Source organism: Streptomyces sp. NPDC025793 (assembly GCF_055558375.1).
The window spans coordinates 23,333-36,581 of the sequence record NZ_JBVHMR010000036.1 but is presented as its reverse complement, the minus strand read 5'-3'; the positions used below and the strand labels follow the sequence as shown (position 1 = coordinate 36,581).

Annotated in this window: 11 protein-coding genes and 4 pseudogenes; 8 read left to right on the top strand and 7 right to left on the bottom strand. The window is 70.3% G+C overall.

The window, feature by feature from the left end:
- The first annotated feature begins 134 nt into the window (after positions 1 to 134).
- Positions 135 to 977: a hypothetical protein gene (locus tag ACZ4MF_RS38850; RefSeq protein ID WP_467497697.1), complete on the top strand. Its 843-nt coding sequence runs from the start codon at positions 135 to 137 to the stop codon at positions 975 to 977.
- A 23-nt stretch (positions 978 to 1,000) separates the two neighbouring features.
- Here the strand turns inward: ACZ4MF_RS38850 and ACZ4MF_RS38845 are convergent, their stop codons facing one another.
- Entirely contained in the window at positions 1,001 to 1,213 is a 213-nt protein-coding gene (locus ACZ4MF_RS38845) for a hypothetical protein (protein WP_467497695.1), read from the bottom strand.
- A gap of 846 nt (positions 1,214 to 2,059) precedes the next feature.
- Between ACZ4MF_RS38845 and ACZ4MF_RS38840 the strand changes: the two genes are divergently transcribed.
- Positions 2,060 to 2,338, top strand: coding sequence for a hypothetical protein (locus ACZ4MF_RS38840; RefSeq protein WP_467497693.1), 279 nt, complete (start codon positions 2,060 to 2,062; stop codon positions 2,336 to 2,338).
- A gap of 178 nt (positions 2,339 to 2,516) precedes the next feature.
- Entirely contained in the window at positions 2,517 to 2,657 is a 141-nt protein-coding gene (locus tag ACZ4MF_RS38835) for a hypothetical protein (protein ID WP_467497691.1), read from the top strand.
- Between the two features lie 228 nt (positions 2,658 to 2,885).
- On the opposite strand, the gene ACZ4MF_RS38830 is transcribed toward ACZ4MF_RS38835, so the two are convergent.
- The 3 genes and pseudogenes from ACZ4MF_RS38830 to ACZ4MF_RS38820 all read right to left on the bottom strand — a co-directional run.
- Positions 2,886 to 3,470, bottom strand: a complete 585-nt coding sequence (locus ACZ4MF_RS38830; RefSeq protein ID WP_467497689.1) for an aconitase family protein — start codon at positions 3,468 to 3,470, stop codon at positions 2,886 to 2,888.
- 1,202 nt (positions 3,471 to 4,672) lie between these two features.
- Positions 4,673 to 5,746, bottom strand: a pseudogene (locus ACZ4MF_RS38825) (ATP-binding SpoIIE family protein phosphatase); the annotation flags it as partial.
- Between the two features lie 45 nt (positions 5,747 to 5,791).
- A pseudogene (locus tag ACZ4MF_RS38820) lies at positions 5,792 to 6,088 on the bottom strand (PAS domain-containing protein); the annotation flags it as partial.
- 1,060 nt (positions 6,089 to 7,148) lie between these two features.
- On the opposite strand from ACZ4MF_RS38820, the gene ACZ4MF_RS38815 reads away from it, so the two are divergent.
- Both ACZ4MF_RS38815 and ACZ4MF_RS38810 read left to right on the top strand, forming a co-directional pair.
- Entirely contained in the window at positions 7,149 to 7,475 is a 327-nt protein-coding gene (locus tag ACZ4MF_RS38815) for a plasmid stabilization protein (RefSeq protein ID WP_356038354.1), read from the top strand.
- 71 nt (positions 7,476 to 7,546) lie between these two features.
- Positions 7,547 to 8,320, top strand: a complete 774-nt coding sequence (locus tag ACZ4MF_RS38810) for a GAF and ANTAR domain-containing protein (RefSeq protein WP_467497686.1) — start codon at positions 7,547 to 7,549, stop codon at positions 8,318 to 8,320.
- Positions 8,321 to 8,404: 84 nt separating this feature from the next.
- Here ACZ4MF_RS38810 and ACZ4MF_RS38805 read toward each other — a convergent pair whose 3' ends face one another.
- Positions 8,405 to 9,148, bottom strand: coding sequence for an ANTAR domain-containing protein (locus ACZ4MF_RS38805; RefSeq protein WP_467497684.1), 744 nt, complete (start codon positions 9,146 to 9,148; stop codon positions 8,405 to 8,407).
- Between the two features lie 127 nt (positions 9,149 to 9,275).
- Here ACZ4MF_RS38805 and ACZ4MF_RS38800 point away from each other — a divergent pair, with 127 nt between their 5' ends.
- Positions 9,276 to 9,632, top strand: coding sequence for a MarR family transcriptional regulator (locus tag ACZ4MF_RS38800; protein ID WP_467497682.1), 357 nt, complete (start codon positions 9,276 to 9,278; stop codon positions 9,630 to 9,632).
- Positions 9,633 to 9,658: 26 nt separating this feature from the next.
- On the opposite strand, the pseudogene ACZ4MF_RS38795 reads toward ACZ4MF_RS38800, so the two are convergent.
- A pseudogene (locus ACZ4MF_RS38795) lies at positions 9,659 to 10,093 on the bottom strand (heavy metal translocating P-type ATPase); the annotation flags it as partial.
- A 255-nt stretch (positions 10,094 to 10,348) separates the two neighbouring features.
- Between ACZ4MF_RS38795 and ACZ4MF_RS38790 the strand changes: the two are divergent.
- The gene (locus ACZ4MF_RS38790; RefSeq protein ID WP_467497680.1) at positions 10,349 to 10,756 is read left to right on the top strand and encodes a DUF6153 family protein; all 408 of its coding nucleotides are present in this window, start codon (positions 10,349 to 10,351) and stop codon (positions 10,754 to 10,756) included.
- A 75-nt stretch (positions 10,757 to 10,831) separates the two neighbouring features.
- On the top strand, positions 10,832 to 12,487 hold the full coding sequence (locus ACZ4MF_RS38785) for a multicopper oxidase family protein (RefSeq protein WP_467497678.1): 1,656 nt from the start codon (positions 10,832 to 10,834) through the stop codon (positions 12,485 to 12,487).
- Positions 12,488 to 12,673: 186 nt separating this feature from the next.
- Here ACZ4MF_RS38785 and ACZ4MF_RS38780 read toward each other — a convergent pair.
- A pseudogene (locus ACZ4MF_RS38780) lies at positions 12,674 to 13,203 on the bottom strand (M4 family metallopeptidase); the annotation flags it as partial.
- Between the last annotated feature and the right edge of the window lie 46 nt (positions 13,204 to 13,249).

Below are 13,249 nucleotides of genomic sequence, written 5' to 3'. Positions count from 1 at the left end.
CGGCGCTCATGTGACCACCGTAGGTCCGTGGCACCGATGGCGCCTGCGCGGCGATCTCACGTGCTCCCGAGAATCCGGCACGGAAGGCGGAACATGATGGATGTATATCCCCGTTCCAGGAGGAGACGTACGGAATGACTGAGTCCTGCCCCGGTGGTGCCGAGGGCGTGGCGGGCGGCAAGTCACGGTTCGACGACATCTACGACCGTCCGGACCCCCGCGCGTACTTCCGGCGGCTGGCCCCGCTTGAGTACGAGATCCCGCATCACGCCCAGCCCGTCTTCCGGCAGGTGGCGGCCGACCGGGCCGCGCTCGCCGATGGCCACCCGGGCAGGCCGGCGCTGCTGGACGTGTGCTGCTCGTACGGGATCAACGCCGCACTGGTGAACCACGACGTCACGCTGGCGGAGATGTACAAGCGGTACACCGCCCCGGAGCGCCGGACGATGTCGACGGCGGAACTCGCGGCGCAGGACAAGGAGTTCTACGCCGAGCGGCGTCGACCGGACGCTGTACCCGTGTTCGGGCTGGACGTTGCGGCACCCGCCGTGCGGTACGCGTGTGAGGTGGGTCTGCTGGACGCCGGCTTCACCGACGACCTGGAGCAGGGCCCGCCGGGGGCCGGCCTGAGCGGCGCGCTCGCCGAGGTCGGCCTCATCACGCTGACCGGCGGCGGCAGTTATGTCACCGCCCGGACGTTCACGGCACTGCTGGGCGGCGTCCGAAGGCCGGTGTGGGTCAGCGCGTTCGTCCTGCGGACGGTGTCGTACCACCCGATCGTCCGGACACTGGCCGCACACGGGCTGAGCACTACCGTCGACGTCACCCGCACCTATCCGCAACGTCTCTTCACCGACGAGCGGGAACAGCGGTATGCGATCGAGGCGGTACGGGCGCTGGGAGGCGACCCCGCAGGGCGCGAGGAGGACGGTCGTTTCCACAGCCTGCACTACGAGTCCCGGCCCGATACGCGGTGACACCCACGCGGCCGGGCAGGGGCTCACCGTGCGCAGCCGACGTCCAGTACCTCGACCACGTCGCCGTGCACGGTGTAGACGAGCCAGCACCACTCGCCGAACGCCGCTGCCAGGTCCGGCGCCCGGGTCTGCGCGCCCTCGGCGACCGCGTCGATGAGCGCGATGATCTCCTCGTGCGTCTCGTCCGGCATGTCGAAGAGCACGTTGACGGCGGGTTGGATCAGTTCGACTCGCATGACACCCCCGCAGACGGGCAAGCAGGGCACCAGGTGAAGCGGCGTACACCTCCGCTCGGCGCTCGATGACCGGGCAGAGCCCGGGGAGAGTCCTTCACGACCACCATAAGTCCACTGCATCGGCGTCAGCGCACGGCAGCGCGCGCCGCCCGACCCGGCACCTGCCGTGCCGGGCGCAGGACAGGCGAGAAGGCTCTCGCACCAGGACGCAGAGTGTGCGGGCGGTGTCGTCGGGGCGGCGGTGGCTGAGCGGGCTCGGGGCCCTCAGGTCTCACCTCCCTGTGTCGACGCCTGGTGGCCTTCGCCTCGGGCACGAGGACGGTCCGTCCGTCCTCGTGCAAGGCTCCGGCTCTTCCGCCTTGACGTCGGCGAGCAGCAGGCGCGGTCCATGCGCTCGAACGGATCCTCGAACTCGGCGACGATCGGTTCACCCCACCCGAGCGATCGCTGTGCCGCCGCTCCTGCGAGGAATGAAGCGGGGCGTTCCTGCTGACTCGGAAAGCATGGCTCGGTCCGATGGCGAGGTCGCGGTGCTGTTTCCAGGAGTGCGCAGACCTGATCGCGATCACCGGTGGCGAAGCGTACAGGGCGCGCGTCTACGAGAAGGCCGCCCGCGCGAGCGGTGGTCACCACGCCGATGTGTCCACGCTGGACACCAAGGAGTTGCAAGGAGATTCCTGGGATCGGCAAGTCGATCGCGGAGAAGGCCGAGGAGTACGTCCGCTCCGGCAGTGTGCCGGCGGTCGACGAGCTGCGCGCGCAGATACCGGCCTGCGTCCGGCGACTGACGGCGCGATCCCCGCGCTCGGCCCGAAGAAGGCCCCGGCCCTCAACGAGGAACTCGGCGTGTCCTCGGTTGAGGAGGTCGTGGAGGCGGCCCGCGCCGGCAAGCTGGGCGACCTGAAGGGCTTCGGGCCCAGGAAGGAGGGGAACACCCTGCACGGCGGCGAACTCCCGCAGTCCTCCGGCGACCGTTCTCCTCGACGTGGCCGCGGACCTCGCCGACGGCATTGTCGGGAGCCGTCCCACGGGACCGGCTGCCGCAGCTGCACCTACGCCGGGTCACCGCGTCGCGTGCGGCAGGACCTCCACCAGCTGTGCCCCCGCCTCGGCCGGGCACCCTGACCCTTTTTCGTGTTCCCCCAATAGCCCGGGACCATCTTTGACCGGCGTGTAGTCGGTGCCGGACGACGCGGCGCCGATAATTCGCGCAGACATGCACGTAATTCAAATCTCAACATGTGGGCGCTTCTGCCCATTCCGTAATTCGTTGAATAGCATTCCGCTAATCAAAGGAGTTGCAATGGGTGAACACGTTCACGTCCGCGTGTGGGACGGCCTGAGTGTGAGCGATGGCGGCGAATTGATCGAGTTCTCGCACTGCCGGTGCGGCGCCACCTGGTCCACGACCCACCGGCTGGACGAAGGAGCCCTGGGGGAGTAGGCAGGTGCTCGCCGGAGTCGATGGTGTGCCTCCGGCGAGCGCGGTGCGTCGGCAGACCTTGGAGAGGCGGTGGCGGGACCTGGTAGGTCTCGCCCTTGGCGGTGTTGTGCAGCCGTAGCCGGGGCTCGGCTCCGGGTGACAGCGCGTTGTGCAGGCCGGTGATCCAAATGACACCCCCCAGGTCGGCGGCGCGCCGGGGGCCGCCGCGCTTGAGGAGGGCCGGACCGGTCAGCCCGTCGGGCAGCGGGTCGAAGTCGGGGAGCCCGGAGATGTCGGGGCCGCGTTCCGGCTCGCCCCCGGGCCGCCTCTCCGGACTGCGGCGGGGGCTCCAGCACGGCGCGGTCGACGGAGGCGTGCCCGGGCAGCCGCAGATCCGGGTACGGCACGCCGTCCTCGGCTGCCCATGCGCTGGGGTCGGTGATCGTGCCGGTGAGGGCGGGAGACGGCGGCGGTCTCCGGAGAGCGGAGCCAGACCGCGTCATCGGCGGTGTCGGAGCGGCCGGGGAAGTTGCCCGGGAAGGTGCGCTGGAAGTTCCGGCCGTGGGCGGGGGCCTGGCCCATGCCGATGCAGCACAGGCAGCCTGCCCGGTGGATACGGGCTCTGGCGGCGATCAGGTCGAAGGTGGCACCCGTCCTGGTGAGGTCGGCGAGGATCTCGCGGGAGGCGGGGTTGACGTCGAAGCTTACGGCCGGGTCGGTCTGGCGGCCGGCGACGATGACCGCGGCGACGGCGAAGCACAACGCCGAGGTTGCGCGCTCCGCCGGGAAGCGGCAAGCCGACGCGTGCCGGCCAGTCGACCGCCGGGAGGGCACGCGAGACCAGACTGTCCCGGGCCGGGACGGCCGCCGGGCTCGAAGAACCGTCACCCGGCCGGCCGTTATGACGTGGGCATGCTTCTGATGACCGGGGAGGCGTACAGCCGGCACGCCCACCACAAGGTCGGCACGAAACTCCGCCGCAGCGGTGAGGGCAGTCTGAGCGGTAGTCGTCCTGGTTCAGTTCCACCACACGTGCCTGCTCCGCAGCGTCCGCTTCATCGGCGGCATCGGGGTGGATCGGGAGTGGGTCATCCTGGTCCTGCCGGTCCTCCGTGTGGTCGACGGTGGGGTGGACAGGTGGCAGGAGAGGCCGGCGGGCCAGGACGTACACGTCGTCGGCTGTCAGCTCGATCGCGTGGTCGGGTGCGGTCCGGTTGGCCGCCGCTCCGTCGATGAGATGCCGCCCGCTGATTTCCGCCGGCGGGTGGACCCCGCGAAGCCGCAGAAAGAACCGGCGAGCCGGCCGAGCCTCTGGTTCGACGAGTCGGTAAGGGCGTGTAGCCGGACACGCGCAGAACTACCGGGCACTGGTGTTGCCCAGCGGGATCTCAGCCTTCCCGCGTTCCGCCGCCACCGCTCATTCCGATTCACCGGGTACGGGGAGGGGCTGCCGGCACGGCGTTGATGTGTCGATGTTCGGCGCGGCCCGGGCGATGGCCCTGGCTGTGGCCGCAGCTTCTTCGTCGTCCCGTGCGGACACCGCGAGAAGGCGGAAGGGTGCGCCAGGCCGGAGTTCGACGCATACCGCGGGTCTGTCCCGTCCCACTGCTGCGAAGTCCTTCCCGGCCTGATGACAGCGCGTACCGATGGACAGAGTGCCAGCCACGCAGATGCCGCACTCGTGCACCCCGCGCAGGGCTCGCCACCAGTCACGTTCGACGGTCACCCGACACACGGCCGCCAGCGGCACACGAACGTCGCCACGACGAGTGGCCGCCCTTTCCCACCATGTCAGACGTACGACCACTTGATCGTCTGTGACGAGCATCCCCGCCATGGTTGAGCGCCTCCTCACCCCGGGGGACCTGGGGCCGTGGATGTCCCGCCACGGGGGACGCCGGCCTCGGGACCTCGTCCCGGGCCCCTTGCCCCACGGGGCGGGTGGTCGGCCTTGCAGCCTTGGTGCGCCTGTCCGTGGAGAGCGCTTGCGGTGTGGGCGCCCGGTGTGGCTGGACCGGGCGGCGCAGGAGCGGGGGCTGCTCGGCCCAGACGGTCTTGCCGGTGGGCGTGTGCCGGGTGCCCCAGCGCTCGGCGACCTGACCCACCAGGAACAGGCCGCGACCGCCCTCGTCCAGGGCACGGGCCCGGCGCAGGTGCGGAGTCGTACTGCTGGCGTCGGAGACCTCGCAGATCAGGGCGGTGTCGTGGATGAGCCGCAGCTGGATCGGGGGGCGGGCGTGGCGGATGGCGTTGGTGACCAGTTCGCTGACGATCAGTTCGGTGCTGTCGGCGGCGTCCCGCAGTCCCCAGACCGAGAGCTGGCGTGCGGCCCGTCGGCGTGCGGTGGCGACGACGGATGGATCGGCGGGGAGATTCCAGGAGGCCACATGGGAGGCGCCCATGATGTGGGTGCGTGCGACGAGCAGGGCGGCGTCGTCGTCCGGGGTGCCGGGCAGGAGCGTTTCGACGATACGGTCGCACGCCGCCTCGGGCGAGGGAGTGGCTCGGCTCAGGGTGTCGAGCAGGGTCCGCTGTCCGGCGCCGATGTCGCGGTGGCGAGTTCGGACCAGTCCGTCGGTGTAGAGAACGATCAGGCTGTCTTCGGGCAGCCGGCTGTCGGTGGCTTCGAACGGCAGCCCGCCCACGCCGAGCGGCGGCCCGGGCGCCACATCGAGGAAGCGCACCGCGCCGTGGGGGGTGACGAGGGCCGGCGCGAGGTGGCCCGCGCTGGCCATGGTGCAGTGGCCGGAGATGGGGTCGTAGACGGCGTAGAGGCAGGTCGCGCCCACTTCGCCGACCGATTCGATGCCCTCTTCGATCTCTTCGAGGATGAGGTCGTCGAGCTGGGTCAGCAGCTCGTCAGGCGTGAGATCGACGTCGGCGAGGGTACGCACCGCCGTGCGCAGTCGGCCCATCGCGGCGGAGGCGTGGATGCCGTGGCCTACGACGTCGCCGACGACCAGGGCCACGCGGGCGCCCGAGAGAGGGATGACGTCGAACCAGTCGCCGCCCACACCGGCCTGCGCGTCGGCCGGCAGATAGCGCGTTCCGGTCTCCACGGCCAGCCGCGTCGGCCGGTGGTGCGAGAGCAGACTGCGTTGCAGCACCAGATCGGCGCCGTCGGCCCCCTGTGGAACGTCGGCCTGGAGGAACCACTGCACGTGCTGCTCGGCGTCCATCAGCGGACAGGCCCGCAGGTCGGCTTCCACCTGGCGGCCCTCTCGGTCGCGCAGCGCAACCCGCCCCGTCCACGCCTGTCTCTGTGCGGCCCTCCGCCGGGCCGTCTCGGGGAGGCCGGAGCCCAGGAGACCGGCCGCCGGGCGCCCGACGATCTCGCCCGGCGTGTATCCGAGCAGCAGCCGGGCACCACGGCTCCACGCGGTCACGACGCCCTGCGCGTCGATGGCCGCAACGGCTGTGTCCGCCACGTGCGGAGTGACATACGTACGCATCGTTCTCAGTCCCGTATGTGTCCCGGCGGGTCGGCGAACGCGCCGCACACCGCCGTGTCACGACGGCCGAGAGCCAACATTCAACCAATGGAACACCGACAGGCGGATGAGCATTCCGCTGGCGGTCTCGTACTCCTCGGCCACGGCCATCGCCAGCCTCCCGTCGCTGTTTGCTGTCCGGTGCCTTCGCCGGGGTGGCCGGAGGCCGGCCGAGGATCTCCCCGAAGAATGAGGCGGTGTCGCGGGTGTGGAGGGGTGATGAACGCCGGTGCGACCTGCCGCCACGTACTTCTCCCACTCGGTGGCGAGTTTCCCCTGCCAGGTCCCGAAGTCGCGCAGCGGCGATCGGCGAGCAGCGCGCTCGTCCAGGAGGGAACGGATCGGCCCGATGGCCAGGGTGCTACATCGCTCCTGGGCGTGGGACACGGCTTCGTCCGTGTCCGGCACGGCGAAGTACGGCGTCTGTCGGGCACGGCCTCGAAGCTGTCCCGCTCCGACAACTCCAGACCGGGGTCGTGCTGCCGGCCCTCGCGCAGCCGGAACTCACCGTGCAGCCCCGTCCCGGAATGCCACGCCGCCCGGTGCGCCCCGCCGAGCCGCAGCCGCAGGCTTTCGACGTCTGCTCTCCACACACCGACGTCAAGGCGGGGATCGCGCACCCGGCCCGCGCCGAAGCCGGGCCGGGGGTCGAGGCCGAGCCGCACGCGTGCCTCCCTTTTCGGCCGTCACCCAGCGGCTCACCCGTGTCAGGGTGCCGTCCTCGTAGTACCCGCCCCCCCACACGCCACCGGGCGACCCGGTTCGACGCCGAAGCATCCGCCACCTCCGATCAGGATCCGCCACGGCGCCGCGTTCGCCGTCGGCGAGGACCGCGTACTCCCGCAGCACCCACACGGCCGTAGGCCGAGGGAAGGTCACGGTGTACCGACGGACGGGGCCGGGCGCTCGGTTTGTGCCCCCGTGCTCCGTGGATGGGACGGCCGCGCCGGGGAACTCGTCCTCCAGTGCGGACTCCGGCACGAAGTGAAGAGGCCGTCACGGAAGGCGGAGGAGAGGCGTCATGCCATCCGGATCGAGTGCCAAGAGGGAACGGCAGTACGAGCACATCAAGAAGAGCGCCGAGGACCGTGGCGAGTCGACGCGGCGGGCAAAGGAGATCGCCGCGCGTACGGTCAACAAGGAGCGGGCGAGGTCGGGCGAGTCGAAGACCGCGAGCAAGGTCTCGACCCGTGACCCGAAATCTGCGTCCCAGCGCGGCGGGCAGCGCTCGCACAGCGGTGCGGAAGGTCCGACGAAGGACCAGCTCTACGAGGAGGCGAGGAAGCGCCACATCCACGGGCGCTCCTCGATGACCAAGAGGCAGTTGGAGAACGCCCTCGGCCGTTGACGACTGATGTACGAGGAACGGCGAGATGCCCAGGTCGGTCCGACCGGGCTCCGCGACGGGGAGGTGGGAGCATGCCGTCCGGTTCCGTCGCAAGCCCCTCGGGCGGCGGCGATCCTTCGGGTCTGGAGGAATGGCTGCGTGGCATCGAGGTGCTCGCCAGTGCGGCCGAAGGCGTCGACACCCAGCAGGTCCCGGAGGTTCTGTGCCGGGCCTGTGTCCGCCTGCTGCCGGTCACCGGTGCCTCGGTGTCGATCTCTGGTGGCCCCACGGCACGAGCCATGTGGTGTGCCAGCGACCGTGTGGCGGCCCGGCTGGCGGAGGCGCAGTACACCCTGGGTGAGGGGCCATGTCAGGCTGCGCTCGGTGCGGGCGGCCCGGTGCTGGCCGTGGACCTCGCCGAAGAGCCGGGCAGCGGGCGGTGGCCCGTCTTCGCCCACGAGGCCGTCGGGCTGGGGGTCCGAGCGGTGTTCTCCCTGCCGTTGGGCACGGACGAGGCGGCGATCGGGACCCTCGACATGTACCGTGACCAGCCCGGAGGACTGTCGGCGAGCGAACTGGCCATCGCGCTGTGGGCGCGGGACGCGATCACGCTCGCCCTCATGAAGCTGCTTCCCGAGCCCGGCTCCGAACGGGTGCCGGGAGACGAGGGAGCGCCATGGATGAGGGCTTCGCAGGCCGAGCACAGCGAGGTGTATCAGGCCATGGGCATCGTGATGGTGCAACTCGGCGCGGATCCCGAGGAGGCTCTCGACCGGATGCGGGCGCGCGCCTTCGCCCAGGGGCGTACCGTCACGGAGGTGGCTCGCGACGTGGTCGCCCGGAGGTCCGGCTTCCGGCCGGAGTGAAGGCCTGAACGTCACCGGGCGAGGGTGCGCCGGAGACCGCCGCGCCGTGTCCGTGGCACCGGGTGAAGCGTCTGACGTGCATGCTCACGAAGGTCCGGATTCTTGGGACACGGGGCGTCGAGCCCGGCCCCTGCGGGTGCGGTGCCGTGACGGGCTGTCGGTGGTACGTGTCCGTGCCACGGCTGCCGTGAGTTGCCGTTGGACCGGGTCCGGCAGGGGCGCTCCCTGTACGGTGCTGACGACGTCCCTGGCCAGGCGGTGCAGCTTGATGTTGGTGTTCTGGGATGCCGTGACCAGTACGTCCCAAGCCGCGTCGGGGTCCAGGCCGAAGGATGCCATGAGGATGCCGCGGGCCAGGTCGATCTCGGGGCGGGTGCGCATGGCGCGCCGGAGCTGGATGACCTCGGTCTGCAGGAGACCTTCGTCGGTGTCCTCGCAGGGCGCCCCGGGGTTCCGGGCGGGGGAGAAGAGGGTGTGGGTGTCGGTGTAGGAGAGCAGACGTTGAACGGCGGGACTGGCGGCGGTGACGGTGACCGTCTTGCCCGCCGCGATCGCCTCGCGGCGTACGGCCAGGAGCACGTTGAGTGCGGAGCAGTCCGCGAGGTCCAGTTCGTCGAGGTCCAGGTCCACGCCCTCTTCGGAACGTGCGAGGGCGTCGTCCAGGGCACGGCGGAGGGTCTGGCTGTTGTCGAGGCAGAACTCTCCGGTGACGGTGACGGTCACACGGGTGTCACTCGGCCCCGCGTGCGCCAGCAGGCTTCTGATCGTCGGTGGCGTGCGGCCGGCATCATCGTCGGCAGCTGTCGTGTCCCAGGCCGGTAGCGCCATGCTCGCCTCCTCCGGTTCGCCGGATGTCCCTCTTCAGGCTCACTCCGCCCCCGTGACCCGTCAAGCCCTGCACGAATCAAAGTTCGTGTTTTGGATAGCGTGAACAAGCGGTCGTAGCATGGTGACCATGATGGAAGTCCACGGAGTGCCCGAGCCGCACAACGGGTGGACGTTCCTGACCAACCATGCGCGCGTGCTGGCCAGCATCGCCGACAACCGCAACGTGCGCGTCCGCGACATCGCCGCGCGTTGCCGGCTCACGGAACGCGCTGTGCAGAAGATCATCGCGGACCTGGAGCAGGCCGGGTACCTCTCCCACACCCGCAACGGCCGGACCAATCAGTACAGCATCGACCCGGCCAAGGTCCTGCGCCATCCGGCCGAGGCCGGCCTGACGGTGGCATCCCTGCTGTCGATACTGCTCAGGGACGAGGCCGACCGCCATGGCGGCGACGACGACATCAACGTCCGGCACGGGTCGTGAGCGGCCCGCCCCCGTTGCTCGTGATCCATGAACGTGGTCACGCCGGCGGCGGCCTCCAGGTAGATCGAGGAGGCTCCGTCCGTGCGGGAGACGGTGAGCTCGAAGGCGTGCCTCATGCCCGGCATCCCGGCGTGCCCGAAGAACAGCGCCCACAGCGACCAGCCGAAGGCGGCGAACGTGCCTTCGGACACCAGCGTGTCCATGGTCGCGGCGCCGTGCCGGGCGCTCGCCCAGGTGGTCCGGTGGAAGGGGAGGGCGCCTCAGGCCATGACCGGTGCGCCCAGGGTCAGCGACAGCCGCTGCCAGTTGTCGAACCGCAGACCCGGCACCATCGTCATCAGGACCACGGGCACGGTGAGCACCAGCGACACGAAAAGCCGCTGCCGCAGTGACGGCAGCTCGCCGTCGACCGGGGGAGCGATCTCACCCGTGCCCTCGTCGGCTGCGACGGGTGCGGGCGGCCGCTCCCGCGAACCTGGTTCGACGCGGTGGCGGCAGGGCAGGTGTTGCGTGACACGCCACAGGCGGCGGTGCAGCTCACCCTCCTCGAAGGTGTGCACCTGTGTTTTGGCTGCCCAGAACGCCGAAGTGGTGTGGGCGGCGGGCCGGGTGATGGTCTGAGGCGTTGCACACGTCTACAGGTCGCTGAGCGGTGCGTACCCCCTGGGGGTAATATGAGAACTCGGTGATCGATCCGCACGGCACAGGTGGAGTTCATGGCGGTACGGGCGGTGCGCGGCGGCAGCGGTGCCGTCCGCTGGGCGTACGGGGTGTTGCTCACCCTGTGCGTCGCGCTGGCCGTGCTGGTGCACCACGACACGTCTGTGATGAGCGCCTCGCCGTCCATGCCCCGCTCCGTGCATGCCGCACAGGCCATGTCGGACGATGCGGCACCGTCCGCCTCGGGCACCTCCCCGCACAACTCCGACGACAACGGCTGCGCCGTGCCCGGGATGAAGCACTGCGGTGCGGCGGGCATCGGCTCCGTACACCTCGTGTTGCCCGGCCGGAGCACGACCGACGTGATCACGCCATCAGGCCCCGTCGGCGAAGGGCGCGCACCGGCCGCTGCGGTCGGCCGGGCCCCGCCCGATCTGTCCGTCCTCTCGCAACTGCGCATCTAGGCCGCGCCGGACGGCGCGCGATGTGCCGTCCCTCCGTGACCACATCGGCAGTTACGACACAGAGGACGACAACCCATGAACAGCATCAACCGCCGCTCCGTTCTGCTCGCCGGACTGGGAGTCGCCGGCGCCGGTGCGCTGGCCGCATGCAGCGGCGGCGCCAGCGGCAGCTCCGGCTCCGCCGGTGGCAACGCCCTGGTGAGCCCGACCGCCTCGGCCGTCGCCGCCGCCGAGAAGAAGCGCAGGGGCACCGGACGGCAGCGGAAGCTCACCCTGACCGCGGCTCCCGCCATGATCGACCTGGGTGGCGGCGTCATGCCCAGGACCTGGGCCTTCGACGGCCGCACCCCGGGCAAGGAGGTCAGGCTCTCGGTCGGCGACGCCCTGGTGGCAGAGCTGTCCAACCAGCTCCCGAACAAGACCACCACGTCCATCCACTGGCACGGCATCGCCCTGCGCAACGACATGGACGGCGTGCCCCCGGCCACCCAGACGGCCGTCCGGGCGGGTTCCACCTTCACCTACAGGTTCATCGCCGACGTCCCCGGCACGTACTTCTTCCACCCGCACGTCGGCGTCCAGCTCGACCGCGGCCTGTACGCCCCGCTGATCGTCGAGGACCCCAAGGAGCCCCTCGCCTACGACGACGAGTGGGTCGTGCTCCTCGACGACTGGGTCGACGGCGTCACCGGGACACCCGACGAGGTCTTCGCCGATCTCCGGCGGGGCATGGGTGACATGAGCGGCATGGACATGAGCGGAATGGACATGGGCAGCGGCCCGAGCCCCAGCAGTTCGAGCGACAGCATGGGGAACATGGGGGACATGGGCGGGATGAGCATGGGTGATTCCGCCTCCCCGTCGGCTTCGGCCTCCTCCGGTGGCATGTCGCAGAGGTTCATGCTCATGGGCGCCACCAGCAAGCTGCTCGGCGGCGACGCGGGTGACGTGAAGTACCCGCACCACCTGGTCAACGGCCGGGTGGCGGCCGACCCGGACGTCTACACGGGCAAGCCCGGCAAGAAGGTCCGGCTGCGGATCATCAACGCGGGCTCGGACACCGCCTACCGGGTGGCTCTCGGCGGCCACAGGCTGACCATCACGCACACCGACGGCTTCCCCGTCGAGCACCAGGAGGTGGACGCCCTCCTGGTCGGTATGGGCGAGCGCTACGACGTGCTGGTCACCCTCGGCGACGGCGTCTTCCCGCTCGTCGCCCTGGCCGAGGGCAAGAACGCGAACGGCCTCGCACTGGTGCGCACGGGCTCGGGGAGTACCCCGAAGGCGACCGTCCGTCCGAAGGAACTCGACGGCATGATCATGACGGCCTCTGAGTTGCGGGCCGCCGACGGCGTGCGGCTGAAGTCGGCGAAGACCGACATCACGCACCAGATCAAGCTGACCGGCACCATGATGAAGTACAACTGGGCCATCAACGGCACGCCGTTCGACATGAACCGTCCCGAGGCGCACCCCATCGTCATCGAGGAGGGCCGGCGCGTGCGGCTCGACTTCGTCAACACCACGGACATGTGGCACCCGATGCACCTGCACGGCCACACCTACCAGATCGGTGACTCCGGGCCGCGCAAGGACACCGTGATCGTGCTGCCCAAGAAGACGGTGTCGGTCTTCCTCGACGCCGACAACCCTGGCCAGTGGATGCTGCACTGCCACAACGCGTACCACGGCGAGTCCGGGATGATGGCGAACGTGGCCTATCGCGCCTGACGTTCTGTGCGGCGGGTTCCGGGGCGGGCTCGTGCGGCGGCCTTGAGCCCGCCCCGGACGGGTCGGCCCCGACCCCGATCAGCCCGGCGTCGCGCCGACGGCGTGGGCCGCCCGGTCGGAGGTCGCATCGAGGGCGGCACCGCGTCGAAGGAACCCGCGGGTGCCGCCCTGTCGATCACCCGGGGATCAGCTGACGTTGACCGCCGACCAGGCCGCGGCCACCGCGTTGTACTCGGTGCTGCCGGAGCCGTAGAGGACGGCTGTTGCCGAGAGGGTGCCCGAGCGGGCGTCCGAGTAGGCGGTGGTCGAGGTGAAGTACTCGGTCAGCGCTACGTCGGCGAGCCGTAGCTGATCCCGTTGATCGTCTTGCTGCCGCTGCTCTCGGACAGCAGGTGGAAGAAGTGGTTCGGCACACCGGACGAGTGGTGCACGTCCAGGTTGGCGACGTCGGAGGACCAGGAGTCGGCGGATTCGCCGTCCTTGCTGAGCTTGCCCATGTAGCGCGGCAGGGTGCCGTCGCCGTAGGCCATGCAGAAGCAGCTGTCGTCCCAGAACGCGTTCGCGTAGTCGTTGTCGGAGTGGACGCGGGAGTAGGCGCCGACGCCGTCGGTCTCGATGCCGCTGCGGCCGAAGGTGTTCATGTAGAAGTCCCAGGTCTCCTGAGCGCCGTAGGCCGCGTCGGCGGCGGTGGACTGGTCGCTGGACGAACTGGAGGCCGGCGTAGGTACGCTCGTAGCGGGTGCGGACGGTGCCGTCGGCGTC

Excerpts from the sequence above, each read along its gene's own strand:
- ACZ4MF_RS38815 (WP_356038354.1), top strand. The coding sequence starts at position 7,149 with ATGCCATCCGGATCGAGTGCCAAGAGGGAACGGCAGTACGAGCACATC.
- ACZ4MF_RS38850 (WP_467497697.1), top strand. The coding sequence starts at position 135 with ATGACTGAGTCCTGCCCCGGTGGTGCCGAGGGCGTGGCGGGCGGCAAG.
- ACZ4MF_RS38845 (WP_467497695.1), bottom strand. The coding sequence starts at position 1,213 with ATGCGAGTCGAACTGATCCAACCCGCCGTCAACGTGCTCTTCGACATG.
- ACZ4MF_RS38835 (WP_467497691.1), top strand. The coding sequence starts at position 2,517 with ATGGGTGAACACGTTCACGTCCGCGTGTGGGACGGCCTGAGTGTGAGC.
- ACZ4MF_RS38800 (WP_467497682.1), top strand. The coding sequence starts at position 9,276 with ATGATGGAAGTCCACGGAGTGCCCGAGCCGCACAACGGGTGGACGTTC.
- ACZ4MF_RS38810 (WP_467497686.1), top strand. The coding sequence starts at position 7,547 with ATGCCGTCCGGTTCCGTCGCAAGCCCCTCGGGCGGCGGCGATCCTTCG.
- ACZ4MF_RS38790 (WP_467497680.1), top strand. The coding sequence starts at position 10,349 with ATGGCGGTACGGGCGGTGCGCGGCGGCAGCGGTGCCGTCCGCTGGGCG.
- ACZ4MF_RS38805 (WP_467497684.1), bottom strand. The coding sequence starts at position 9,148 with ATGGCGCTACCGGCCTGGGACACGACAGCTGCCGACGATGATGCCGGC.
- ACZ4MF_RS38785 (WP_467497678.1), top strand. The coding sequence starts at position 10,832 with ATGAACAGCATCAACCGCCGCTCCGTTCTGCTCGCCGGACTGGGAGTC.